Origin of the sequence: Pseudomonas pudica (assembly GCF_015680405.1) — a bacterium.
GTDB lineage: Bacteria > Pseudomonadota > Gammaproteobacteria > Pseudomonadales > Pseudomonadaceae > Aquipseudomonas > Aquipseudomonas pudica.
Genome location: NZ_JADLJS010000023.1, coordinates 26,815 through 49,454 on the forward strand (window position 1 = coordinate 26,815; position 22,640 = coordinate 49,454).

Consider the following 22,640-nt stretch of genomic DNA (forward strand, 5'->3'; position numbering starts at 1 on the left):
GCGTGGAAGCTAACGTCGTCGACCATACCTCCATGTGGAGTCTGGTCAGCAATGCCAGCGTGTTGGTACAGCTGGTAATGCTGACCCTGGTGGCCGCCTCGGTCACCTCATGGGTCATGATCTTCCAGCGCAGCACCATGCTGCGCGCCGGTCGTCGTGCGCTGGATGCCTTCGAGGAGCGCTTCTGGTCGGGCATCGACCTGTCCAAGCTGTACCGCCAGGCAGGCAGCAACCCAGACCCGGATTCCGGTGTCGAGCAGGTCTTCCGTGCCGGCTTCAAGGAATTCTCGCGCCTGCGCCAGCAGCCGGGCGTCGACCCGGACGCGGTCATGGAGGGTGTTGCCCGTGCCATGCGCGTAGCCATCTCGCGCGAGGAAGAAAAGCTCGAGCAGAGCCTGCCATTCCTGGCCACCGTCGGTTCGACCAGCCCGTACATCGGCCTGTTCGGTACCGTATGGGGCATCATGAACTCCTTCCGCGGCCTGGCCAGCGCCCAGCAGGCCACCCTGGCCACGGTTGCCCCGGGTATCGCCGAAGCGCTGATCGCCACCGCCATCGGCCTGTTCGCGGCAATCCCGGCGGTTATCGCCTACAACCGCTTCTCTGCCCGCAGCGAAGTGCTGATCGGCCGTTACTACACCTTCGCCGACGAGTTCCAGGCGATCCTGCACCGCAAAGTGCACACCAGCGAAGAGTAATCAGGTAGAAGCCCATGGCCCGAGTTCGCCACAAACGCAAGCCCGTCGCCGAGATGAACGTGGTGCCCTACATCGACGTGATGCTGGTACTGCTGGTCATCTTCATGGTGACGGCGCCCATGCTCAACCAGGGCGTGAAGGTAGACCTGCCCAAGGTATCCAGTGAAGCCTTGCCGCAGGACAACAACGTCCAGATCCTCACCATCTCCATCAGGGCCGACAAGACCTACTACTGGAACCTTGGCAGCGAAGTCGATACCGACAAGCAGATGGACAAGGCCATGACCTTGCCTGCCATGACCGACGCGGTGACCAAGATCATTGCCGCCGGCCGTGACCAGGGCAAGCAGACCCAGGTGTTCATTCGTGGCGACAAGGCTGTCGACTATGGCGCGGTCATGGGTGCCATGGGCGGGTTGCAGAAGGCCGGTGTCGGTAACGTTGGCCTGATTACCGAGGCGCCCTGATGCAACAGCGAGAGCCATCCGCCTCGGAAAGCTACTTCTGGCCCAGTATCTGGGCCATCGGCCTGCATGTGCTGGTGTTCGCCCTGCTGTTCGTCAGTTTTGCCATGACGCCTGAGCTGCCGCCATCCAAGCCGATCGTCCAGGCTACCCTGTACCAGCTCAAGTCCAAGAGCCAGGCGACCACCCAGACCAATCAGAAGATTGCCGGGGAAGCGAAGAAAACCGCTTCGCGCCAGACCGAGGTCGAGCAGCTGGAACAGAAGAAGGTCGAGCAGGAGGCCGTGAAGGCCGCGGAACAAAAGAAAGCCGACGCCGCTCAAAAGGCCGAAGAGGCTCGCGAGGCCGCCGAAGCCAAGAAAGCCGAGGCAGCTGCCGAAGCCGCAGAGGCCAAGAAAGCAGCAGAAGCCAAGAAGGCCGAAGAGGCGAAGAAGGCTGCCGAGAAGCAGCAGGCCGACATCGCCAAGAAGAAGGCCGAGGAAGAAAAGAAAAAAGCCGAGGAAGAGGCCAAGAAAGAGGCCGCTGAAGAGGCGAAGAAAAAAGCCGCCGAGGACGCCAAGAAAAAGGCGGCCGAAGAGGCCAAGAAGAAAGCAGCCGAGGACGCCAAGAAGAAAGCGGCGGCCGAGGAAGCGAAGAAGAAGGCAGCTGAAGAGGCCAAGAAAAAGGCCGCTGCAGATGCCCAGAAGAAAAAGGCACAGGAAGCGGCCCGCAAGGCGGCGGAAGACAAGAAAGCCCAGGCCCTGGCCGAGCTGTTGTCCGATACCACCGAACGGCAGCAGGCGCTGGCCGACGAGCAGGGCGACCAGGTGGCCGGCGACTTCGACGACCTGATCCGCATGCGCGCGGCCGAGGGCTGGGCACGTCCGCCTTCCGCGCGCAAGGGCATGACGGTGGTCCTGCAGATCAACATGTTGCCGGACGGTACCATCACCAGCGTCAGCGTGGCCCGGTCCAGTGGTGACGGCCCGTACGACAGCTCGGCGGTGGCAGCAGTGAAGAACATCGGTCGACTGACCGAGATGCAGGGTATGAAGCCGAGCGATTTCAACCAATATCGTTCGTTCAAGATGACATTTACACCTGAGGATCTAGCGTTGTGATTAAACGTCTGAGAGGACTGCTGGTCATGCTGTGCTGCGTGGCAGGCATGGCCGTGGCAGAGGAAAAGAACATCCTGGTCACCAGCGGCAGCGACCGGGCCACGCCCATCGCGGTAGTGCCGTTCGGTCTGCAGGGCGGCAGCGTGCTGCCGGAAGACATGGCCGACATCATCGGCAACGACCTGCGCAACTCCGGCTACTACTCGCCGATTCCGCGGCAGAACATGATCAGCCAGCCGTCGCAGGCCAGCGAAGTGATCTTCCGTGACTGGAAAGCGCTGGGCGCACAGTACGTGATGGTCGGCAGCATCGTGCCGTCCGGCGGTCGCCTGCAGGTGCAGTACGCACTGTTCAACGTCGCCACCGAGCAGCAAGTGCTGACCGGTAGCGTCGCGGGCAGCGTCGACCAGCTGCGCGACATGGCGCACTACATCGCCGACCAGTCGTTCGAGAAGCTCACCGGCATCAAGGGGGCGTTCTCCACCCGCATGCTGTACGTGACGGCCGAGCGCTTCTCCACCAACAACACCCGCTATACCCTGCAGCGTTCGGACTACGACGGTGCACGTGCGGTTACCCTGCTGCAATCGCGCGAGCCCATCCTGTCGCCGCGCTTTGCTCCGGATGGCAAGCGCATCGCCTATGTTTCGTTCGAGCAGAAGCGCCCGCGCATCTTCGTCCAGCACATCGATACCGGTCGCCGCGAGCAGGTCACCAACTTCGAAGGCCTGAACGGTGCGCCAGCCTGGTCGCCGGACGGCACGCGCCTGGCGTTCGTGCTGTCGAAGGACGGCAACCCGGACATCTACGTTATGAACGTGGCTTCGCGCCAGATCAGCCGTGTCACTGCCGGCCCGGGCATCAACACCGAGCCGTTCTGGGGCAAGGATGGCAACACCCTGTACTTCACCTCCGACCGCGGCGGCAAGCCACAGATCTACAAGCAGTCGGTCAGTGGCGGTGGTGCCGAGCGTGTAACTTTCGTGGGTAACTACAACGCCAACCCGAAACTGTCGGCGGACGAAAAGACCCTGGTGATGATCCATCGCCAGCAGGGCTTCACCAACTTCAAAGTTGCAGCCCAGGATTTGCAGCGCGGAAGTGTAAAGATTCTCTCGGAAACGAGTCTTGATGAGTCACCCACTGTTGCGCCAAACGGCACCATGCTAATCTACGCCACCCGCCAGCAGGGCCGGGGAGTCTTGATGCTCGTGTCGCTTAATGGCCGCGTGAGGCTCCCACTTCCTACCGCTCAAGGCGAAGTCAGAGAACCGTCCTGGTCCCCTTACCTGAACTGATTGCGGCGTAATACTTTTGCTTAACACACTGGGGTTTCATTAGGAGTTTCACGATGGAAATGCTGAAGTTTGGTAAATTTGCTGCGCTGGCTCTGGCCATGGCCGTAGCTGTAGGTTGCTCCTCGAAGGGCGGTGACAACGCAGGCGAAGGCGCTGCTGTAGATCCGAACGCTGGCTACGGTGCCAACACTGGCGCTGTTGACGGCTCCCTGAGCGAAGAAGCTGCCCTGCGCGCAATCACCACCTTCTACTTCGAATACGACAGCTCGGACCTGAAGCCAGAAGCCATGCGCGCTCTGGACGTTCACGCCAAGGACCTGAAAGCCAACGGCAACCGCGTTGTTCTGGAAGGCAACACCGACGAGCGCGGCACCCGCGAGTACAACATGGCTCTGGGTGAGCGTCGTGCCAAGGCCGTTCAGCGCTACCTGGTTCTGCAGGGCGTTTCCCCTGCTCAGCTGGAACTGGTCTCCTACGGTGAAGAGCGTCCGGTTGCCACTGGCAACGACGAGCAGTCCTGGGCTCAGAACCGTCGCGTAGAACTGCGTAAGTAAGTTCTCATGCGTATGTGCCGCCGTGTAGTAACCGTCCTCGCACTCAGCCTGCCGCTCGCGGCCTGGGCTGAGGTCCCTGTAGTTGATGACAACGCAGGCAGTTATCCGCCTGCGGGTTATGGCACGAGCGGCGCCTATGCCGGGTCAGGGGCTTCGGCCCCTGCCTCTGCACAGGGCCAGCTGTTCATGCAGCTGCAACAGATGCAGGATCAGCTTTCCCGCCAGCAAGGCATCATCGAAGAGCTGCAGAACGATGTGTCGCGCATGAAGCAGGAAAACCTGGAGCGTTACCAGGACCTGGACCGTCGCATCAACAGTGGCGCCGCGCCTGCCGCGACCCCTGACAATTCCTCCGGTGGTGGTGCCTCCAATGCCGCCCCCGATGCAGCAGCAGGTGCTGCTGCGCAACAACCGGCCGCCAGTAGCGAGCCCGGTGATCCGGCGAAAGAAAAGCTCTACTACGATGCCGCTTTCGACCTGATCAAGCAGAAAGACTTCGACAAGGCCAGCCAGGCGTTCAGCGCCTTCCTGCGCAAGTACCCTAACAGCCAGTACGCCGGAAATGCCCAGTACTGGTTGGGTGAAGTTAACCTGGCCAAGGGCGACCTGCCTGCTGCCAGCCAGGCGTTCGCCCAGGTCAGTCAGAAGTATCCGAAGCACAGCAAGGTGCCGGACTCGCTGTACAAGCTGGCCGACGTCGAGCGCCGCATGGGCCACACCGACAAGGTCAAGGGTATCCTGCAGCAGGTCATTACCCAGTACCCTGGCACCTCGGCCGCGCAACTGGCCCAGCGAGACCTGCAGAAGCTCTAAGCCGTACCGTTTGAAAGAAACCCGCGCCTGTCGCGGGTTTTTTCGTTAGAATCACTGCCCTTTTTTCGTAAACACGCTGCTGCGGATAACGCTATGTCGAGTCCGCGACAGTGCCTGACGGAGGCGGACAGCCTGTTTAGCTGTCACGCCCGTGGCGAGCATGCAAGACACATTACGCATCACCGAAGTCTTTTACTCCTTGCAGGGTGAAACGCGAACGGCTGGGTTGCCCACGGTTTTCGTGCGCCTCACCGGTTGCCCCCTGCGCTGCCAGTACTGTGACAGTGCCTATGCCTTCAGTGGCGGTACCGTTCGCACCCTCGATTCGATCCTTGAGCAGGTCGCCGGCTTCAAGCCGCGCTACGTCTGTGTCACCGGTGGCGAGCCACTGGCCCAGCCCAACGCCTTACCGCTGTTGCAGCGCCTGTGTGACGCCGGTTACGAGGTGTCGCTGGAAACCAGCGGTGCGCTGGATATTGCCGGCACCGACACCCGCGTCAGCCGCGTGGTCGACTTGAAGACCCCTGGCTCCGAAGAGTCGCACCGTAACCGCTACGAGAACATCGAACAGCTGACCCGCAACGACCAGGTCAAGTTCGTTATCTGTTCCCGCGAGGACTACGACTGGGCGGTCTCCAAGCTGATCCAGTACAACCTGGCAGAGCGTGCCGGCGAGGTGTTGTTCTCGCCCAGCCACCACCAGGTAAACGCCAGCGAGCTGGCGGACTGGATCGTCGCCGACAACCTGCCCGTACGCTTCCAGCTGCAGCTGCACAAGCTGCTGTGGAACGACGAACCCGGACGTTGATTGAGGAGCAAGCACAGATGACCGAAAAACGCGCAGTAATCCTGTTGTCCGGCGGCCTGGACTCGGCCACCGTGGTCGCCATGGCCAAGGCCGAAGGCTACAGCTGCTACACCATGAGTTTCGACTACGGCCAGCGCCACCGCGCGGAACTGAACGCCGCAGCCCGCGTAGCCCGCAACCTGAGTGTGGTCGAACACAAGGTGATTGGCCTGAACCTGGATGGCATCGGCGGCTCGGCATTGACCGACAGCAGCATCGACGTGCCGGAAACCCCGGGTGAAGGTATCCCGGTCACCTACGTACCGGCGCGCAACACCGTATTCCTGTCCCTGGCCCTGGGCTGGGCAGAGGTGCTTGAAGCCCGTGACATCTTCATTGGTGTGAATGCCGTGGATTACTCCGGCTACCCCGATTGCCGCCCCGAGTTCGTCGAAGCCTTCGAGCGCATGGCCAACCTTGCGACCAAGGCCGGTGTCGAAGGGCAGGGCTTCCGTATACGGGCACCGCTGCAGAACATGAGCAAGGCGCAGATCGTGCAGGCCGGTATGGCTCGTGGCGTGGATTACAGCCTGACCGTTTCCTGCTACCAGGCCGATGATGACGGCCGTGCCTGCGGCAAATGTGACAGCTGCCGCCTGCGTGCCGACGGCTTCAAGGCCGCCGGAGTCGAAGACCCGACGCGTTACTTTTGAAAAAAGTTTGATGGGGTGTTGATTTCCCGTTAGAAATCAGTATTATACGCGCCATCCAACGGGTCGTTAGCTCAGTTGGTAGAGCAGTTGGCTTTTAACCAATTGGTCGTAGGTTCGAATCCTACACGACCCACCATATGCAGTACGTCAAAGCCCGCTACCGGCAACGGTGGCGGGCTTTTTCGTTTTCCGTTGGCCGAGTTTTATTGCTCGGTTTGCTCGATCGCCTGTAGGAGCGGCCTTGCGTCGCGATGGGGCTGCGCAAGGCCGCTCCTACAGGGGCTGTGCAGACTCCAGATGCCTTATTCAGCCCACTCCGGATCCCCTGTAAACACCACCGTCAGCCAACGGTCCGGCCCTTCACCACCCACGGCATCACCGATCTCGTTGCGCCACGCATCCCATTCATCGATGGTTTTCGCGGCCATTGCTTTCGGCACGATGAAATACAGTTCGATCTCCCGCGAGCGCCCGACCTTGGCCACATAGGCGCGGTATGACTGCAGCCCGTGGCGGGCAACGAAGGCCTTGGCGACTTCATCCACGTGCAGCTTGAGGTCACCAGGGGTCACCAGGAAAATTTCCGAAAGGGCCTGGCGCACCACCGACATCGGCAGTGGCACGATCACCAGGCAGACCAGCGCCAGCACCGCCGGGTCGATATACGGCGACACCCACTCCAGCGATGTACCCTGCACTGCATAGCCAAAGCAGAACGCGATCAGCAGCGCGGCGGTGATGCTGGCCGACATCACCCAGCCCTTGACGTCCATGCGCACGAAATCCGAGCCCAGCTTGCGGTTGGCGCGGGCCTCGACAATCGCGATGGTCACGCAGGCGATCACGGTCAGCACCGCGTAGACCATGGCGATGCCGAACTCCAGGTGACGCCCGCCTTGCAGCAGGCTGCTGACGGCGTTGATCAGTGCATAGATGGCCACGCCGCTGAGCAGGATGCCGTTGAGCGCCAGCACCATAGGCTCCAGGTGCCAGAAGCCCATGGTAAAGCGCTCTCGCAACTTGCGTGACATCTGCACGCTGGTGGTGTGCGCGGTAATCAGCCTGACCACTACCAGCGACAGCCCGCTCATGCTGGCATCGACCAGCGAATAGACGCCGTCGAACACGATGGAGAACGAGCCGGAGGCCAGGCCGAAGGCGATGCCGATGATGGCAATGAACAGGGTGACGGCGATCGAGGTGCGTAACAGGCCCTGTTCGCTGGTGATGTCGAAGAAGGTGGATCTGGTTGGGTTTTGCATAAATTGTGCTCTAGAAGAAACGGTGATGCTGAATTGCCTGTCAGGGCCTCTTCACGGGTGAACGCGCTCCCACAGGCTGGCGTCGCCTTCGAGATCGGCGCAAAACCCTGTGGGAGCGGGTTCACCCGCGAAGAAGGCGCACCGGCCCTGACAGGTTAGACGCGGAACTGCTCCATCAGCGCCTGCTGCTGGTTGGCCAGCCGGTTCAGGGCCTGGCTGATCCGCGCTGATTCATCGGCCTGGCCTGCCAGCGATTCGGTCACATCGCGAATGCCGGCAACATTGCGGTTTACTTCCTCGGCCACCGCGCTCTGCTCTTCAGCCGCCGAGGCAATCTGCAGGTTCATGTCGCTGATCACCGCCACTGCCTCGCCAATACGTTGTAGCGCCGGCAGCGCCTGTTCCATCCGCGCAGCGCTGTCCTGGGCCTGGCGCTGGCCTTCGTGCATGGCGCCCACCACATCCTGGGTGCCTTGCTGCAAGCCTTCGATGACCTGGCGAATTTCCTCCACCGACACCTGGGTACGCTGGGCCAGACCGCGCACTTCATCGGCCACCACGGCAAAACCACGCCCGGCTTCGCCTGCACGGGCGGCTTCGATGGCCGCGTTGAGCGCCAGCAGGTTGGTTTGCTCGGCAATGGTGCGGATCACTTCCAGCACCGAACCGATCTGCCCACTGCGGCCTTCCAGTGCGCGTGCTTCGTCCATGGCGCTGTTCATGCCGGCGGCCAGGCGGTCGATGCCCTGGCGGGTGCTGTCGATCAGTTGCAGGCCCTCGCGGCTGGCCTGGTCGGCAGCGCGTGCGGCCTGGGCCGCCTGCGAAGCGTTATGGGCGACATCAAGAGCGGTGGCGCTCATTTCATTGGCGGCTGTGGCCACCTGTTCGATTTCGCGGTGCTGTTGCTGCATGCCGCTGCTGGTCTGGCTGGCGATGGCTGCCGACTGGTCGGCGGTGCCTCGGGCTTCCTGCAGCGAGCCTTTGACCTGGGCTATGACCGGCTGCAGCTTGTCGAGAAAGCGGTTGAACCAACCGGTAAGCTGGCCCAGTTCGTCCTGGCGGGCGTAGTCCAGGCGGCGGGTCAGGTCGCCTTCGCCGCTGGCGATGTCTTCCAGGCGCGCGGCCACGGCCAGGATTGGCCGGGTCACGCCGCGCGCGGTCAGCCATACAAGCAGCAAACCGACTACCGCCGCGCCCAGGCCAACCAGCAGGCTGGTGAGGTTGGCGCTGTGGTTGTGCGCATCCAGGCGCTGGTTGAGGGCGACCGCAGGCGCCTGCAGCACGCTTTCCGGCAGTTCCAGCAATACCTGCCAAGGTGCGGCATCAGGGATTGGCGTGAACGGGTGGGCAACACGCAGCAGGCCGTCGGCTACCGCCTTGTCCATGGGCTCGCCGAGTTTGCTGTCGTCGCGGCTGTTGCCGGCCAGCAGGCCAGCCGCGCTGGCGATACTGACCTGGCCCTGGCCGTCGAACAGTTCCCGGCGGCCGTCCAGGCTGAGCTGCTGCAGGTTGGCCAGGCCGATGTCCAGGCCGACCACGCCGACCACCTTGCCGTGCTCCAGCAGCGGCAGGGCGATGCTGGTCATCAGCACCTCGCGGCCATTCACTTCGTCGAGGTATGGCTCGAGCATGCAGGTTCTGGCGGTGTCCTGCGGACAGGTCAGCCAGCGGTTCTTCGCCACACCGTTGCTGCCGATGCTGGCGTCACCGAGCATCGATTCCGGCATGGCTTCAAGCTCCAGGGTGCCGGGGCGGGGTTGTGACCAGTACAGCGAGAAGCGCCCGCGCTCATTGCTGCCCATGGCATCCTGGCCGAGGTACTGGCTGTCCGGGTCCAGGGCGTTGGGCTGGAACACCAGGTAAAGGCCGATCACATCCGGGTTGCCGGCCAGGCTGGCGCGGGCCTGGCGCGTCAGTTCGGCGCGCAGGTCGTTGCCGCCACGGGCCTTGAGCACCTGCACCAGGCGGGCAAAGCCATTGCCGTACTGGTAGGCGTCCATGAAATAGCGCTGGATGCGCAGGGCCTGGGTTTCGGCATGGGCCTGCAGGCGCAGGCGTGCGCTGCTGTCGAGCATTTCGGTGTTGGCCTGGTTGACCAATGCTGCGCTGCGCCGCGCCTGGGCCAGCGACGTGGTTACCAGCAGGGCGACGATGGCCAGCAGGCACAGGCCGGCGAGCAGGGTGATCTTCCACTGGATGGAGAGGCGACGCAGCGGCATGAGGGCTTTCCTTTTCGATCAAATGCAACGCCCGCGATCAGGCGCGGGCGTTGTCGACAGCATGGGTCATTCAGCGATGTAGTTGGGTGGGGAGTCCCTGAAAGCTTTGGTCAGCCAGGCCAGGTACAGCAGGCCGAGCAGTGCCCAGACACCACCGAACAGCAGCGAGTGGGCGTTCAGGTCCAGCCACAGCGAGACGATTATGCAGAAGCCGATGGTGGGCGCCACCAGGTACGTCAGCTGATTGGCCAGGCCCTGGCGCTTGCCTTCGCGCAGGTAGCAGTGGTTGATCACCGACAGGTTGACGAAGCTGAACGCGACCAGCGCACCGAAGTTGATGATCGAGGTGGCGGTGACCAGGTCGAAGAAGATCGCCGACAGCGAAATCAGGCCCACCACCGCGATGTTCAGCACCGGCGTCTTGTAGCGCGAGTGCAGCCGGGCGAACAGGCTGGCCGGGATCACGTTATCGCGGCCCATCACGTACAGCAGGCGCGACACGCTGGTCTGTGAGGCCAGGCCCGAGGCGATGGTGTTGATCACGGTGCAGGCGATGAAGATCGACTGGAACAGCTTGCCGCCGACGTACAGGGCGATTTCCGGCAGTGCCGCTTCCTGGTCGTGGAAGCGGGACATGGTCGGGAAGTAAGCCTGGATGAAGTACGACACGGTGATGAACACCAGGCCGCCAATCAGGGCGGTGAGGAAGATCGCGCGAGGGATGGTCTTGCCCGGGTCGCGGGTTTCTTCGGACAGGCAGGTGACCGCGTCGAAGCCGAGGAACGAGAAGCACAGGATGGTCGCACCGGCGGCCAGGGCGCTGAGCTGGGTCTTGTCGTCGGCGAACGGCAGCAGGCTCCAGGCGGTACCCAGCCCTTCACCCTGGTCCAGGCCACGCACGCACAGGTAGATGAACACGGCGATGATCGCCACCTGCACGGCCACGAACAGCAGGTTGAAGTGCGCCACCAGGTTCACGCTGCGCATGTTGATCAGGCTGATCAGGGTGACGAAGCCGGCTACCCACATCCACTCCGGTACTTCCGGGAACATGGCCGAAAGGTACAGCTTGGCCAGCAAGGCGTTGACCATTGGCAGCAGCAGGTAGTCGAGCAACGACGACCAGCCGACCAGGAAGCCGACGTGCGGGTTGATCGCGCGCTGGGTGTAGGTATAGGCCGAGCCCGACTGTGGGAAGCGCCTTACCAGTGTGCCGTAGCTCACGGCGGTGAACAGGATCCCGGCCAGCGCCAGGATGTAGGCGCTGGGTACGTGGCCGGCAGTAATCCCGGAAACGATGCCGAAGGTGTCGAACACGGTCATCGGGGTCAGGTAGGCCAGGCCGATGATGATCACGTGCCAGAGGCGCAGGGTTTTACGGAGTTGGCCGTTGCCGGAAGCGCTGTGATCAGGCTGCATGCTGGCATGGCTCCTGCGGCTGGGCGTAAACGGCGGGCACGGTGTACTGCGCATGCGGCAAGGGCGAGCGGGTGGGCTCCATGTTGTTCACCTTTATTGTTGGAGCAGCGGGGACGCGGGGGAGCGCGCAAAGTGGTGAAAATAAAAAACGATGGGTAGCTTAGTGTCAAGTTAAACATGACAAGATGTTGCTGGATTGAAATATTTATCGATTAAAGTGGGGTTTTGTTCGGTTTTTGCGCGTTTTTTTGCGGTTATGATCAATTTTGGTGTTCGCAAAAATTAACGAAGGCCGGTCGCACTTGGAAGATATGTCAGGCGTTTCCCAAAAACGGGATTTCTCGAGACTGGCCAGCGCCAGGGCTGGGCTGCAGTGGTACTCTTGGCGTCCTGTGTGGCCCTTGGCCGCCTACGAAGCCCATATGGACAGCAATCGGTTCTATTCATGAAGAAATCAGTTGGCATCCTTTCCGGCCTGGCTATCGCCATTGCCGTCGTAACCACCGCTGGTGCCTGGTACACCGGCAAGCAGCTGCCTGCGGAGCTGGACAACGCCCTGGTCCGCAGCAACGCAGAACTCAAGAAGGCCCTGGTGAGTACCGGTGGCAGCATGAGCATCGAACGGGTGTCGCTGGAGCAGCATTTCTTCAGCAGTACCGCCCAGTACCGGCTCAAGGCCCGCGATATCAACCTGGGCGAAGGCGAAGTTGTGAATTTCGACGTGGGCGTTACCGACCAGATCGAGCACGGCCCGTTCCCCTGGTCGCGGGTAAAGGCGCTTAAGCTGATGCCGGTGCTGGCAGTCAGCAACAGCACGCTGCAGAAGGACGACGCCACCGCACCGTGGTTTGCCGCAGCGGGCGAGCAGGCCCCGGTCAGTGCCCAGACCAGCCTGGGCTACGATGGCAATGTTGTCAGCCAGGTCCAGCTGGCGCCAGTCAAGCTCGACGAAGCGGACGGCAACAGCCTCGACTTCTCGGGCATGCAACTGCAAGTCAGTGGTGACCAGGAAGGCAAGGCCTCGAGCTTCCACGGCCAGGCCGATCGGTTCGTGATGAAACTGGTACGCGATGACCAGCCGCCTGCCACTTTCGAGCTCAACGGCCTTAAGGTCGGCGGCCAGCTGGCGGCCACCGCGCACGAGGCCATCTATGTAGGCAATGTCGACCTGGCGCTGGCCGAAACCAAGGTCACTCTGGGGCCGAAACAGCAGGTGCTGGTGGTCAAGGGGCTGGAGCAGAACGCCCTGCAAGCCCTTGAGGGCCCGGATACCGTGGGTGGCCGCGTGGAGTACAAGGTCGGGGATATCACCTGGGATGGCCGTGCGGTGGGCAAGGCGCAGATGGCAGTGAGCATCACGTCGGTCAACGCGCCGGCGCTACAGGCGCTGTCGACGTGGTACCAGGCGCACCTGCCGGAATTCGAGGCCGCAACTGCCGCTGGCCAGCCGGTGCCGGAAATCCAGATGGACGATGAGGAGAAGGCCAGGTTCCAGGGCGAGCTGCAGAAGTTGCTGGCTGCCAAGCCCCGGGTGGCAGTGGAAAACCTGTCGTTCAGGACCGCCAATGGCGAAAGCCGCTTTGACCTGTCGATGGGCTTCGCCGCCCCGGCCAGCTTCGACCTGCCGCCTGATCAATTGAGCAAGCAACTGATCACCGAGGTGAAGAGCAAGCTGTCGTTGTCCAAGCCTATGATCGGCGACCTGGCAACCTTGCAGGCACTGCTGGATGGCCAGACCGACGCCCAAGCCATTGCCATGCAATCGAGCCAGGCCGGGGAAATGGTCGGCATGATGGCGCTGCAGAGTGGCATGGCCACCGTGCAGGGCAACGATGTGGTAAGCAGCCTGCACTATGCCGATGGCATGGTCGACTTCAACGGCAAGAAGATGACCGTGGAAGAGTTCGCGATGCTCATGGCCTCGCACCTGGCGGCCCTGTCGCCGCAGGGCTGACGTTTCTCCTGTTCCGGCCTTTTCGCGGGCGCGTCCGCTTCCACAGGTTACTCCTTGCCCCTGAGGGCAGCGCTGTAACGGTGGGAGCGGGCGTGCCCGCGAAGAGGCCAGCACAGGCAAAACAAAAACCACTTTAGAATTCGCTGGATTGTCTGTAGCCTTCGGCCTCCGATAATAATCCGCGCCCGCAGAGGGCCGTGGCGGCCTTCGTGCCGTCCGGCACCCTTAGCCGATCTGTCAGGGCCGGGTGATACACTCGATTCGACGCGCGCACGCGCCTGCAGGTCCAGCGATCATGACCCAGATTTCCGAACGCCTGTTGGTTCAGGCCCACCTCGACGCCAAGCAGCCCAACCCGCTGACAGCCGAGCAGGAGGCCGAATACCGTGCGGCCATTGCTGCCGAGCTCAAGGCCCAGAACGCCGTGCTGGTCGCCCACTATTACTGCGACCCGGTCATCCAGGCGCTGGCCGAAGAAACCGGCGGCTGCGTGTCCGACTCGCTGGAAATGGCCCGCTTCGGCAAAAACCACCCGGCCGAAACCGTGATCGTCGCCGGTGTGCGCTTCATGGGCGAGACGGCGAAAATCCTCACCCCGGAAAAGCGCGTGCTGATGCCGACCCTGGAGGCTACCTGCTCGCTCGACCTGGGTTGCCCGGTAGAAGAGTTTTCGGCCTTCTGCGACCAGCATCCCGAACGTACCGTGGTGGTCTACGCCAACACTTCCGCTGCCGTGAAGGCCCGTGCCGACTGGGTGGTGACCTCGAGCTGCGCGCTGGAAATCGTCGAAAGCCTGATGGACAACGGCGAGACCATCATCTGGGGCCCGGACCAGCACCTGGGGCGTTACATCCAGAAGCAAACCGGTGCCGACATGCTGCTGTGGGACGGTGCCTGCATCGTTCACGAAGAGTTCAAGTCGCGCCAGTTGGCCGACATGAAGGCGCTGTACCCGGATGCGGCGATTCTGGTGCACCCCGAGTCGCCGGAAGCGGTGATCGAGCTGGCCGATGCGGTGGGCTCCACCAGCCAGCTGATCAAGGCTGCCCAGACCCTGCCGAACAAGACCTTCATCGTCGCCACCGACCGCGGCATCTTCTACAAGATGCAGCAGCTGTGCCCGGACAAGGAGTTCGTCGAAGCCCCCACCGCCGGTAATGGCGCGGCGTGCCGCAGCTGCGCGCATTGCCCGTGGATGGCGATGAATACCCTGGAGCGGGTGCTGGATTGCCTGCGTAATGGCACGAACGAGATCTTCGTCGACCCGGCGCTGGTGCCGAAGGCAATCAAGCCGCTGAACCGGATGCTGGACTTTACCCAGGCAGCGCGCCTGAAGTTGTCCGGTAACGCCTGACGCCAGACCGCGTCGCTTTCTTCGCGGGTAAACCCGCTCCCACAGGGACAGCACAGCGCTCACGGGCGGTGCGGTCCCTGTGGGAGCGGGTTTACCCGCGAAAGGGCCGTCAACGCCCCATCATTTCCTGAACCATGCGCTGTTGCTCCATGATCTCGCGCTGGCGCTGGTCAATCTGTGCTGCCAACGGGAAGTTCCCACCCGACCGGCGCTTGGCGTAATCCAGCTGCTGGATCGCCTGGTCGAAATCGCCCACCAGGGTGAAGTACTCGGCCCGCGCCCGGTGCAAGCCAATGGTATTGCCCGAAAGCCCCCGCACTTCGGCCATGTCGTACCACACGTCCGGGTCATCCGGCCGGCTCTTCACCAGTTCGTTCAGCACCTTTTCCGCCTCGGCGGGCTTGTTCAGCTTCACCAGCAGATCGGCACGCACCTGCTTCAGCGGGTAGTTGCCCGGGTACAACCCCTGCATGCGTTCGGCGCGCTGCTGCGCGTCGGCCAGGCGGTTGTTGGTGATGTCCAGGTCGATCTGCGCCAGGTTGTAGGTAATGTCGTTGGGCGCCTTGGCCAGCAGCGGCTTGAGCAGTTCGCGCGCCTCGTTCAGCTGGCCGCCCTTGATCTGCGCCAGGGCCAGGCCGTAACGCGCGGCGTCCAGCTTGGGGTCTTCGTCCAGCTGGGCGCGGAAGCGTTTGGCCGCCAGCCCAGGGGTGCCTTCGTAGGTCAGCGCCACCCGGGCACGGATCAGCTGGTAGCGCATGCTGTCCTCGACGCCGCCCTTGGGAGCCTGCTCGGCGCGGTTGCGGGTGTCGGCGATACGCGACTCGGTTACCGGGTGGGTCAGCAGGAATTCCGGCGGCTTTGCATCGTAACGGTACTGCCGGGCCAGGCGCTCGAACATGGTCGGCATGTTGCGCGGGTCGTAGCCGGCCTTTTCCAGGTTCTGGATGCCGATGCGGTCGGCTTCCTGTTCGTTCTGCCGCGAGAAGCGCCGCTGTTCCTGGATCGCTGCCGCCTGGGTACCGGCGATCACACCGATACCGGCATCACCGCCGCCACCGGCCGCCAGCACGATACCGGCCAGCAGCGCCGCCATCATCGGTAGCTGCATGCGCTGCTGGGCCTCGACGCCGCGGGCGAAGTGGCGCTGCGACAAGTGCGCCAGTTCGTGGGCCAGTACCGAGGCGTACTCGCCTTCGGTCTGGGCGTTGAGGAACAGCCCGCCGTTGACCCCCACGATACCGCCCGGGGCGGCAAAGGCATTGAGCTCGCGGCTATCGATGAGGATGAATTCCAGGCGGCGGTCCTGCAGTTGGCTGGTTTCGGCCAGGCGGTACACGCTGGTTTCGACGTAGTCCTTCAGCTGCGGGTCGTTGAGCTGGTTGACCTGGCCGCGCAGCAGGCTCAGCCAGGCACGGCCGAGCTGGTGCTCCTGCTGTGGCGAGACGATCGCGGAACTGGCGTCGCCCAGTGATGGCAGGTCGTCAGCATGGCCGGGAAGGGCCAACAGGCAGGCCAGCGTCAGCAGGGTAGGGCGCAGTAGATTCATGCATGAAGCTCGCGTCGGTCAAAGATACCTACTGTAGCGGGCTCACACGTTGGCGACCAGTGGCGCTATCCTAGCCGGCCAAATCCAGATACCGCCTGGCAATACCGTTGGAGAGCCCCGCAATGAGTGAAACCCTGACTTGTGACGCCGAACTGGACGCCAGCGGGCTGAATTGCCCTTTACCGCTGCTGAAGGCCAAGATGGAGCTCAACCGCCTGGCCAGCGGCGCGGTGCTCAAGGTAATCGCCACCGACGCCGGCTCCCAGCGTGACTTCCGCACTTTCGCCCAGTTGGCAGGTCATACCCTGCTGCGGGAAACGGCCGAGGCCGGCACCTACACTTACTGGCTGCGCAAGGCCTGAGTCTTTCCAAGGATCGTCAATGTTCAAAGTGCTTCGCGACTGGATGCAGCGCTACTTCTCCGATGAGGAAGCGGTGGTGCTGGCGGTCCTGCTGTTCCTTGCTTTTACCGCGGTACTCACCCTGGGTGGCATGCTTGCGCCGGTGCTGGCGGGCATGGTGCTGGCGTTTCTGATGCAAGGGTTGGTCAATGCCCTGGAGCGCTTGCGGGTACCCTCCCGATTGGCGGTGATGCTGGTGTTCGCCCTGTTCATGGGCGCGCTGGCGGTGTTCATGCTGGTGCTGGTGCCGCTGCTGTGGCACCAGCTGATCACCCTGTTCAACGAACTGCCGGGCATGCTCGGCAAGTGGCAGTCGCTGTTGTTGCTGTTGCCCGAGCGCTACCCGCACCTGGTGTCGGACGAGCAGGTGCTGCATGCCATCGAGTCGGTGCGCGGGGAGATCGGCAAGTTCGGCCAGTGGGCGCTCACCTTCTCGCTATCGAGCCTGCCGTTGCTGGTCAACGCCATGATCTACCTGGTACTGGTGCCGATCCTGGTATTTTTCTTTCTCAAGGACCGCGAACTGATCGGCCGTTGGGTCAGCGGCTACCTGCCACGCCAGCGCAGCCTGCTGAACCGGGTTGGCAGCGAGATGAACCGGCAGATCGCCAACTACATCCGCGGCAAGGGCATCGAGATCCTGATCTGCGGCATCGCCACCTATATCGCCTTCATCAGCCTGGGGCTCAACTACGCCGCGTTGCTGGCGCTGCTGGTAGGGCTGTCGGTGGTGGTGCCTTACGTGGGCGCGGTGGTGGTGACCGTGCCGGTGACGTTGATCGCACTGTTCCAGTGGGGCTGGGGTGACCAGTTCATCTACCTGATGACGGTGTACGCGATCATCCAGGCGCTGGACGGCAACGTGCTGGTGCCGCTGCTGTTCTCCGAGGCGGTCAGCCTGCACCCGGTGGCGATCATCTGCGCGGTGTTGCTGTTTGGCGGGTTGTGGGGGTTTTGGGGGATCTTCTTTGCCATCCCGCTGGCGACGCTGATCAAGGCTGTGCTGGATGCCTGGCCGCGGCAGGAGCCTAGTGTGTCACCGATGCTGTAATTTTGGGGCTGCTTTGCCGCCCATCGCGACACAAGGCCGCTCCTGCAGGGATACGCGATTTCCTGTAGGAGCGGCCTTGTGTCGCGAAAGGGGCGCAAAGCGCCCCCCCAACGATCTCAAGCCTTGTTCAGGGCCTGGGCAGCAGCCAGTACTGCATCCACATGCCCGGGCACCTTCACCCCGCGCCATTCCTGGCGCAGTACACCGTCCTTGTCGATCAGGAAGGTGCTGCGGTCAACGCCCATGTATTCCTTGCCATACAGCTTCTTCAGCTTGATCACGTCGAACAGCTGACACAGGGCTTCGTCCTTGTCGCTGATCAGCTCGAACGGGAAGCCTTGCTTGGCCTTGAAGTTTTCGTGCGACTTGATGCCATCGCGCGACACGCCGAACACCACGGTGTTGGCCGCGGCAAAGGCATCGTGCTGGTCACGGAAGCCCTGGCCTTCGGTGGTGCAGCCCGGGGTGCTGTCCTTCGGGTAGAAATACACCACCACCTGCCGGCCCTTGAGCTCGGCCAGGCTGACGGTCTGCCCGCTGGTAGCCTGGGCCTGGAAGTCGGCAACGGGTTGGTCGAGTGCTACAGCCATGTTCGGTTTCCTTACATTGGGTTCTGTGGACGCCATGGCTCGATCAGCGCATCGAGGTTCAGGGCATCGGCAAAGTCCAGGAACTGGTCACGCAGCCAGCTGATCTGGGTGCCGGCCGGCAGAATCACGGTGAACTGGGCATTGAGCATGCTGCTGCCGGTCTGCGGCGCCAGGTAGGTATCGCAGGTCATGGCTTCCAGCTCGACGCGGTGGTCGAGGAAGAACTGGCACAGCTCGTTGATGATGTCCGGCCGGTAGGCGGCGCTGACGTAGGCCACGTAGGGCAGGGCCTGCGGGCGCACTTCCTGGTCGGCGCTGCGCACCACGTCCAGGGTCAGGCCGTGCTTCTTGCCCAGGCCAGGCAGCATGGCTTCGAGGCGCGCCAGGGCGTCCCAGCTACCGCCTACCTGCAGTACCAGGGCGCTGGTCTCGCCGTGGCGGCTCAGGCGCGAGGTGACCACCGCGCAGCGGTTTTCGAAGGCAGCGCGGCTGAGGACGTTGGCCAGCTCCATGGGGTTGGGGCCCAGGGCACTGATGACAAGGAATTGTTCGCGGACGGTGGGGGTGGACATGCAGCATTCCTAAAGCGATGAGCGGTCGGCACAGGACGGGCGAAAGCCTCCTGTCGGCAGGGCCCGGGGCTCGCATGCGAGGTCGTGGACGCTGGCGGGGAGCAAGGTCGACGGCCCGGCGGGCCGCGCTGCACCGATCAAAGCATCAAGGGTAGCGAAATAAGGCGCCGAGGGGAATGCTCCGCCCGCCTGCTTCGCTTGTGCAAGGCCGATGCCCCCAGTACCATTACCGCTCTCTTTTTCCGGCAGGAGCAGTTACATGATTGCGGGCAGTATGGTGGCATTGGTCACACCCATGGATGCACAAGGGCGTGTGGACTGGGGCAGCCTCGACAAACTTGTAGACTTCCACCTGGAAAACGGCACCCACGCGATTGTCGCTGTCGGCACAACCGGTGAGTCCGCCACGTTGGATGTCGAAGAACACATCCTGGTCATCAAGCACGTGGTCGAGCGCGTCAAGCGCAGCAACAAACCGATCCCGGTCATCGCCGGCACCGGTGCCAACGCCACTGCTGAAGCCGTGCACCTGACCCAGAACGCCAAGAATGCCGGCGCCGACGCCTGCCTGCTGGTGGTACCGTACTACAACAAGCCGACGCAAGAAGGCCTGTACCAGCACTTCAAGCACATCGCCGAAGCCGTCGACATCCCGCAGATTCTCTACAACGTACCCGGCCGCACCTCCTGCGACATGCAGGCCGATACCGTGATCCGCCTGTCGAAGGTCAAGAACATCATCGGCATCAAGGAAGCCACCGGCGACCTGGCCCGTGCCAAGGCCATCCTGGATGGCGTCGACAAGGACTTCATCGTCCTGTCCGGCGATGACCCGACCGCCGTCGAGCTGATCCTGATGGGCGGCAAAGGCAACATCTCCGTCACCGCCAACGTCGCCCCGCGCGAAATGGCCGACCTGTGCGAGGCCGCCCTTGAGGGCAATGCCGAGAAGGCCCGCGCAATCAACGAAAAACTCATGCCGCTGCACAAGGACCTGTTCTGCGAAGCCAACCCGATCCCGGTGAAATGGGCGCTCGTCGAGATGGGCCTGATGCAAAAAGGCATTCGCCTGCCGCTGACCTGGCTGAGCGAAGGCTGCCACGAAAAAGTCCGTACTGCCTTGCGCCAGTCCGGCGTACTGGTTTAAGAGGAAGTACACCGCATGAAGCGACTGGCTGGTCTTTCCGCCCTTGCCCTGATCATCTCCAGCACCAGTGGGTGTGGCTGGCTGTGGGGCGAGGATGGCTATTTCCGCGACCGCGGCAGCGATTACCTGCAGGCGCGCCCGACTGCGCCGATGCAGCTGCCGCCGGACGCCAGCAACGTCAAGCGCCTTGACCCGCTGCTACCGATCCCGCGCAACGTCGCCGACGACAGCGCCACCGGCGAGTTCGAGGTGCCGCGCCCGCAACCGATGACCGGTGGCGCCGCCCAGGTTACCGACTACAGCCTGCAGCGCAGCGGCAGCAGCCGTTGGGTGCTGGCCCAGCATTCGCCGGCCGAAGTATGGCCTGTGGCCCGCCAGTTCTTCGAAGACAACGGCTTCCGCATCGCCGAAGAGCGCCCGCAGACCGGCGAATTCAACACCACCTGGCAGCGTTTCGACGAACTTTCGGCTTCGCTCGGCCAGCGCCTGGCCAGCACTGCGAGCAGCGCTGACAGCGAAGTGCGCGTGCGTGTGCGCATGGAGCCTGGTGTGCAGCGCAACACCTCCGAGGTGTATGTGGTCAGCGTCGAGCGCCCGGCTGGCAGCACTGCCGAACCCGATTTCCCGTCCACCTCCAGCAACACCGGTGCCGATGCCCTGCTGGTCGACGAAATGCTTGCCAGCATGAACCGCAGCGCCGAGAAGGGCGGTTCGGTATCGCTGCTGGCCGCGCGCGATTTCGACGCGCCAAGCCGCGTCAGCCTGAGCGAAGACGGCAGCGGCAACCCGGTGCTGTACCTGGGCGCCGACCTGGACCGCGCCTGGTCCAGCGTGGGCCGTGCCCTGGAGCAGGGTGGCGAGTGGCGTGTCGAGGACATCAACCGCAGCCTGGGCCTGTACTACATCAACCTGTCTGAAAAGCCTGAAGACAAGCAGAACCAGCCTGGCTTCTTTGGCCGCATGTTCGGCAGCGAGCCGACCAAGGAAGAGCGTGAAGCCCGTGCCGAACGCTACCAGGTTCGTCTGAGCAAGGTAGGTGAGAGCGTGCAGGTCACGGTCGAGAAGAACATCAACACCGTGGCCCCGGCCGATGTCGCCCGCCGCGTGCTGAGCGCCATTCAGGACCACCTGGGCTAAGTGCGCTTCGCGGTACTCGGAAGCGGCAGCCAGGGAAACGGCACGCTGATCGCCAGTGGTGACACGTTCATCCTGGTCGATTGCGGGTTTTCCCTGCGCGAGACCGAGCGGCGCCTGGCGCTGCTCGGCGTATCGGCGGCCCAGCTCAGTGCGGTACTGGTTACCCACGAACATGCCGACCACGTACATGGGGTCGGCTTGCTGTCACGGCGCTACAATGTACCGGTCTACCTCAGCCAGGGGACCTTGCGCGGCATGCGCAAGCCGGTGGAGGTGGCCGGTTTTCTCGCTTGTGGCGAAAGCCTGCGTATCGGCAGCCTGGAAGTGACCGCGGCGCGGGTCGAGCACGACGCCTACGAGCCGCTGCAGTACGTGGTCAGCGACGGCCAGCGGCGCTTCGGCATGCTGACCGACCTTGGCTCGTACGACGCGCTGCTGCTGGAGCGTTATCAGGGCCTGGATGCACTGTTGATCGAGGCCAACCACTGCCGCGACCTGCTGGCACGCGGTCACTACCCGGCCTTCCTGAAGCAGCGGGTGGGTGGCATGCAAGGGCATTTGAACAATCACCAGGCCGCGCGCCTGGTGCACGAGTTGGGCTGGAGCAACTTGCAACACCTGGTGCTGGCCCACCTCAGCAGCAAGAACAACCTGCCACAGTTGGCTCGCCAGTGCTTCGTCGACACCCTTGGGTGCGACCCGGACTGGCTCCAGGTGGCGAATCAGGAACACGGGCTCGACTGGCGCGAAATCGCCTAGCCCAACACCTCAAGCAAGCGGAGCCCAATCATGGAAAAACGCGACGAACTCTACCGCGGCAAGGCCAAATCGGTTTACAAGACCGACGACGCCGACCGCTTGATCCTGCTGTTCCGTAACGACACTTCGGCGTTCGACGGCAAGCGTATCGAACAGCTCGACCGCAAAGGCATGGTGAACAACAAGTTCAACGCCTTCATCATGCAGAAACTGGAAGAAGCCGGCGTGCCGACCCAGTTCGACAAGCTGCTGGGCGACAACGAGTGCCTGGTGAAGAAGCTGGACATGATTCCGGTCGAGTGCGTGGTGCGCAACTACGCCGCCGGCAGCCTGGTCAAGCGCCTGGGCGTGGAGGAGGGCATCAAGCTGGAGCCGTCCACCTTCGAGCTGTTCCTGAAGAACGACGAGAAGGGCGACCCCTTCATCAACGAATCTCACGTTGTCGCGTTCGGCTGGGGCACCGCCGAGCAGCTGGCCGAAATGAAAAAGCTGTCGCTGAAGGTCAACGAAGTCCTGAGCAAGCTGTTCGATGACGCCGGCCTGCTGCTGGTCGACTTCAAGCTGGAATTCGGCGTATTCCACGGCCAGATCGTGCTGGGCGACGAGTTCAGCCCGGACGGCTGCCGCCTGTGGGACAAAGAGACCCGCAAGAAGATGGACAAGGACCGCTTCCGCCAGGGCCTGGGCGACGTGATCGAAGCCTACGAAGAAGTTGCCAAGCGCCTGGGCGTGCCGCTGTAAGCGGCACGTTCACGCAAGCGCCTGATACCACGCGATTTTTTTTAAAAAAAGGTTTGCGTTT

Annotated in this window: 22 protein-coding genes and 1 tRNA gene; 17 read left to right on the forward strand and 6 right to left on the reverse strand. The window is 62.9% G+C overall.

Features of this window, described 5'->3' with window-relative positions; all coding sequences use genetic code 11:
* The first annotated feature begins 2 nt into the window (after positions 1 to 2).
* From tolQ to IRZ77_RS16790, 9 genes are all read left to right on the forward strand, one after another.
* Positions 3 to 698 carry a protein TolQ gene (gene tolQ, locus IRZ77_RS16750; protein WP_015271471.1) on the forward strand — a complete coding sequence of 232 codons (696 nt, stop codon included), beginning with the start codon at positions 3 to 5 and terminating at the stop codon, positions 696 to 698.
* 14 nt (positions 699 to 712) lie between these two features.
* Positions 713 to 1,165 (forward strand): protein TolR, encoded by a 453-nt coding sequence (tolR, locus tag IRZ77_RS16755; protein WP_196173963.1) that lies wholly within the window; start codon positions 713 to 715, stop codon positions 1,163 to 1,165.
* On the forward strand, positions 1,165 to 2,262 hold the full coding sequence (gene tolA / locus IRZ77_RS16760) for a cell envelope integrity protein TolA (RefSeq protein ID WP_046617158.1): 1,098 nt from the start codon (positions 1,165 to 1,167) through the stop codon (positions 2,260 to 2,262). Before tolR ends, tolA begins: the two co-directional genes overlap by 1 nt.
* 26 nt (positions 2,263 to 2,288) lie before the next feature.
* A complete protein-coding gene (gene tolB, locus IRZ77_RS16765; protein WP_046617157.1) occupies positions 2,289 to 3,560 on the forward strand; it encodes a Tol-Pal system beta propeller repeat protein TolB in 1,272 nt (423 codons plus the stop codon).
* A 53-nt stretch (positions 3,561 to 3,613) separates the two neighbouring features.
* Entirely contained in the window at positions 3,614 to 4,114 is a 501-nt protein-coding gene (gene pal / locus IRZ77_RS16770; RefSeq protein ID WP_003254755.1) for a peptidoglycan-associated lipoprotein Pal, read from the forward strand.
* Positions 4,115 to 4,120: 6 nt separating this feature from the next.
* The gene (gene ybgF, locus IRZ77_RS16775) at positions 4,121 to 4,927 is read left to right on the forward strand and encodes a tol-pal system protein YbgF (RefSeq protein ID WP_135002173.1); all 807 of its coding nucleotides are present in this window, start codon (positions 4,121 to 4,123) and stop codon (positions 4,925 to 4,927) included.
* Positions 4,928 to 5,087: 160 nt separating this feature from the next.
* A complete protein-coding gene (gene queE / locus IRZ77_RS16780; protein ID WP_015271468.1) occupies positions 5,088 to 5,735 on the forward strand; it encodes a 7-carboxy-7-deazaguanine synthase QueE in 648 nt (215 codons plus the stop codon).
* A 17-nt stretch (positions 5,736 to 5,752) separates the two neighbouring features.
* The gene (gene queC / locus IRZ77_RS16785) at positions 5,753 to 6,427 is read left to right on the forward strand and encodes a 7-cyano-7-deazaguanine synthase QueC (protein WP_108480114.1); all 675 of its coding nucleotides are present in this window, start codon (positions 5,753 to 5,755) and stop codon (positions 6,425 to 6,427) included.
* Positions 6,428 to 6,487: 60 nt separating this feature from the next.
* Positions 6,488 to 6,563 (forward strand) — tRNA-Lys (locus IRZ77_RS16790).
* Between the two features lie 166 nt (positions 6,564 to 6,729).
* Here IRZ77_RS16790 and IRZ77_RS16795 read toward each other — a convergent pair.
* From IRZ77_RS16795 to IRZ77_RS16805, 3 genes are all read right to left on the reverse strand, one after another.
* Positions 6,730 to 7,689 carry a cation diffusion facilitator family transporter gene (locus IRZ77_RS16795; RefSeq protein WP_085600994.1) on the reverse strand — a complete coding sequence of 320 codons (960 nt, stop codon included), beginning with the start codon at positions 7,687 to 7,689 and terminating at the stop codon, positions 6,730 to 6,732.
* Positions 7,690 to 7,844: 155 nt separating this feature from the next.
* Positions 7,845 to 9,908 (reverse strand): methyl-accepting chemotaxis protein McpU, encoded by a 2,064-nt coding sequence (gene mcpU, locus IRZ77_RS27440; protein WP_085600995.1) that lies wholly within the window; start codon positions 9,906 to 9,908, stop codon positions 7,845 to 7,847.
* A gap of 66 nt (positions 9,909 to 9,974) precedes the next feature.
* Positions 9,975 to 11,327 (reverse strand): APC family permease, encoded by a 1,353-nt coding sequence (locus IRZ77_RS16805; RefSeq protein WP_085600996.1) that lies wholly within the window; start codon positions 11,325 to 11,327, stop codon positions 9,975 to 9,977.
* 445 nt (positions 11,328 to 11,772) lie between these two features.
* Between IRZ77_RS16805 and IRZ77_RS16810 the strand changes: the two genes are divergently transcribed.
* Entirely contained in the window at positions 11,773 to 13,281 is a 1,509-nt protein-coding gene (locus IRZ77_RS16810) for a YdgA family protein (RefSeq protein ID WP_108480116.1), read from the forward strand.
* 295 nt (positions 13,282 to 13,576) lie between these two features.
* Positions 13,577 to 14,635 carry a quinolinate synthase NadA gene (gene nadA, locus IRZ77_RS16815; RefSeq protein WP_003254747.1) on the forward strand — a complete coding sequence of 353 codons (1,059 nt, stop codon included), beginning with the start codon at positions 13,577 to 13,579 and terminating at the stop codon, positions 14,633 to 14,635.
* A gap of 109 nt (positions 14,636 to 14,744) precedes the next feature.
* On the opposite strand, the gene IRZ77_RS16820 is transcribed toward nadA, so the two are convergent.
* On the reverse strand, positions 14,745 to 16,181 hold the full coding sequence (locus IRZ77_RS16820) for a M48 family metalloprotease (protein WP_025340255.1): 1,437 nt from the start codon (positions 16,179 to 16,181) through the stop codon (positions 14,745 to 14,747).
* A 122-nt stretch (positions 16,182 to 16,303) separates the two neighbouring features.
* On the opposite strand from IRZ77_RS16820, the gene IRZ77_RS16825 reads away from it, so the two are divergent.
* Both IRZ77_RS16825 and IRZ77_RS16830 read left to right on the forward strand, forming a co-directional pair.
* The gene (locus tag IRZ77_RS16825) at positions 16,304 to 16,543 is read left to right on the forward strand and encodes a sulfurtransferase TusA family protein (protein ID WP_004375233.1); all 240 of its coding nucleotides are present in this window, start codon (positions 16,304 to 16,306) and stop codon (positions 16,541 to 16,543) included.
* 19 nt (positions 16,544 to 16,562) lie between these two features.
* Positions 16,563 to 17,633 (forward strand): AI-2E family transporter, encoded by a 1,071-nt coding sequence (locus IRZ77_RS16830; protein WP_085600999.1) that lies wholly within the window; start codon positions 16,563 to 16,565, stop codon positions 17,631 to 17,633.
* A 116-nt stretch (positions 17,634 to 17,749) separates the two neighbouring features.
* Here the strand turns inward: IRZ77_RS16830 and IRZ77_RS16835 are convergent, their stop codons facing one another.
* Together IRZ77_RS16835 and IRZ77_RS16840 are read right to left on the reverse strand one after the other, a co-directional pair.
* Complete coding sequence (locus IRZ77_RS16835) at positions 17,750 to 18,223, reverse strand: peroxiredoxin (protein WP_013973794.1); 474 nt, start codon at positions 18,221 to 18,223, stop codon at positions 17,750 to 17,752.
* An 11-nt stretch (positions 18,224 to 18,234) separates the two neighbouring features.
* A complete protein-coding gene (locus tag IRZ77_RS16840) occupies positions 18,235 to 18,795 on the reverse strand; it encodes a glycine cleavage system protein R (RefSeq protein ID WP_013973793.1) in 561 nt (186 codons plus the stop codon).
* A 259-nt stretch (positions 18,796 to 19,054) separates the two neighbouring features.
* Here IRZ77_RS16840 and dapA point away from each other — a divergent pair, with 259 nt between their 5' ends.
* Genes dapA through purC form a run of 4 tightly spaced genes read left to right on the forward strand, consistent with a single transcriptional unit; the run spans position 19,055 to position 22,579 of the window.
* Positions 19,055 to 19,942: a 4-hydroxy-tetrahydrodipicolinate synthase gene (gene dapA, locus IRZ77_RS16845; protein ID WP_046616494.1), complete on the forward strand. Its 888-nt coding sequence runs from the start codon at positions 19,055 to 19,057 to the stop codon at positions 19,940 to 19,942.
* Positions 19,943 to 19,957: 15 nt separating this feature from the next.
* Entirely contained in the window at positions 19,958 to 21,079 is a 1,122-nt protein-coding gene (gene bamC, locus IRZ77_RS16850) for an outer membrane protein assembly factor BamC (protein ID WP_004375223.1), read from the forward strand.
* Positions 21,080 to 21,838 (forward strand): MBL fold metallo-hydrolase, encoded by a 759-nt coding sequence (locus IRZ77_RS16855; protein WP_046616493.1) that lies wholly within the window; start codon positions 21,080 to 21,082, stop codon positions 21,836 to 21,838. It abuts the gene before it with no gap.
* Between the two features lie 30 nt (positions 21,839 to 21,868).
* Positions 21,869 to 22,579, forward strand: coding sequence for a phosphoribosylaminoimidazolesuccinocarboxamide synthase (gene purC, locus IRZ77_RS16860; protein ID WP_004375217.1), 711 nt, complete (start codon positions 21,869 to 21,871; stop codon positions 22,577 to 22,579).
* Positions 22,580 to 22,640 lie beyond the last annotated feature (61 nt).

Coding starts and splice junctions, on each gene's coding strand:
- tolR (WP_196173963.1), top strand. CDS start 713: ATGGCCCGAGTTCGCCACAAACGCAAGCCCGTCGCCGAGATGAACGTG.
- tolA (WP_046617158.1), top strand. CDS start 1,165: ATGCAACAGCGAGAGCCATCCGCCTCGGAAAGCTACTTCTGGCCCAGT.
- tolB (WP_046617157.1), top strand. CDS start 2,289: ATGCTGTGCTGCGTGGCAGGCATGGCCGTGGCAGAGGAAAAGAACATC.
- pal (WP_003254755.1), top strand. CDS start 3,614: ATGGAAATGCTGAAGTTTGGTAAATTTGCTGCGCTGGCTCTGGCCATG.
- ybgF (WP_135002173.1), top strand. CDS start 4,121: ATGCGTATGTGCCGCCGTGTAGTAACCGTCCTCGCACTCAGCCTGCCG.
- queE (WP_015271468.1), top strand. CDS start 5,088: ATGCAAGACACATTACGCATCACCGAAGTCTTTTACTCCTTGCAGGGT.
- queC (WP_108480114.1), top strand. CDS start 5,753: ATGACCGAAAAACGCGCAGTAATCCTGTTGTCCGGCGGCCTGGACTCG.
- IRZ77_RS16795 (WP_085600994.1), bottom strand. CDS start 7,689: ATGCAAAACCCAACCAGATCCACCTTCTTCGACATCACCAGCGAACAG.
- mcpU (WP_085600995.1), bottom strand. CDS start 9,908: ATGCCGCTGCGTCGCCTCTCCATCCAGTGGAAGATCACCCTGCTCGCC.
- IRZ77_RS16805 (WP_085600996.1), bottom strand. CDS start 11,327: ATGCAGCCTGATCACAGCGCTTCCGGCAACGGCCAACTCCGTAAAACC.
- IRZ77_RS16810 (WP_108480116.1), top strand. CDS start 11,773: ATGAAGAAATCAGTTGGCATCCTTTCCGGCCTGGCTATCGCCATTGCC.
- nadA (WP_003254747.1), top strand. CDS start 13,577: ATGACCCAGATTTCCGAACGCCTGTTGGTTCAGGCCCACCTCGACGCC.
- IRZ77_RS16820 (WP_025340255.1), bottom strand. CDS start 16,181: ATGAATCTACTGCGCCCTACCCTGCTGACGCTGGCCTGCCTGTTGGCC.
- IRZ77_RS16825 (WP_004375233.1), top strand. CDS start 16,304: ATGAGTGAAACCCTGACTTGTGACGCCGAACTGGACGCCAGCGGGCTG.
- IRZ77_RS16830 (WP_085600999.1), top strand. CDS start 16,563: ATGTTCAAAGTGCTTCGCGACTGGATGCAGCGCTACTTCTCCGATGAG.
- IRZ77_RS16835 (WP_013973794.1), bottom strand. CDS start 18,223: ATGGCTGTAGCACTCGACCAACCCGTTGCCGACTTCCAGGCCCAGGCT.
- IRZ77_RS16840 (WP_013973793.1), bottom strand. CDS start 18,795: ATGTCCACCCCCACCGTCCGCGAACAATTCCTTGTCATCAGTGCCCTG.
- dapA (WP_046616494.1), top strand. CDS start 19,055: ATGATTGCGGGCAGTATGGTGGCATTGGTCACACCCATGGATGCACAA.
- bamC (WP_004375223.1), top strand. CDS start 19,958: ATGAAGCGACTGGCTGGTCTTTCCGCCCTTGCCCTGATCATCTCCAGC.
- purC (WP_004375217.1), top strand. CDS start 21,869: ATGGAAAAACGCGACGAACTCTACCGCGGCAAGGCCAAATCGGTTTAC.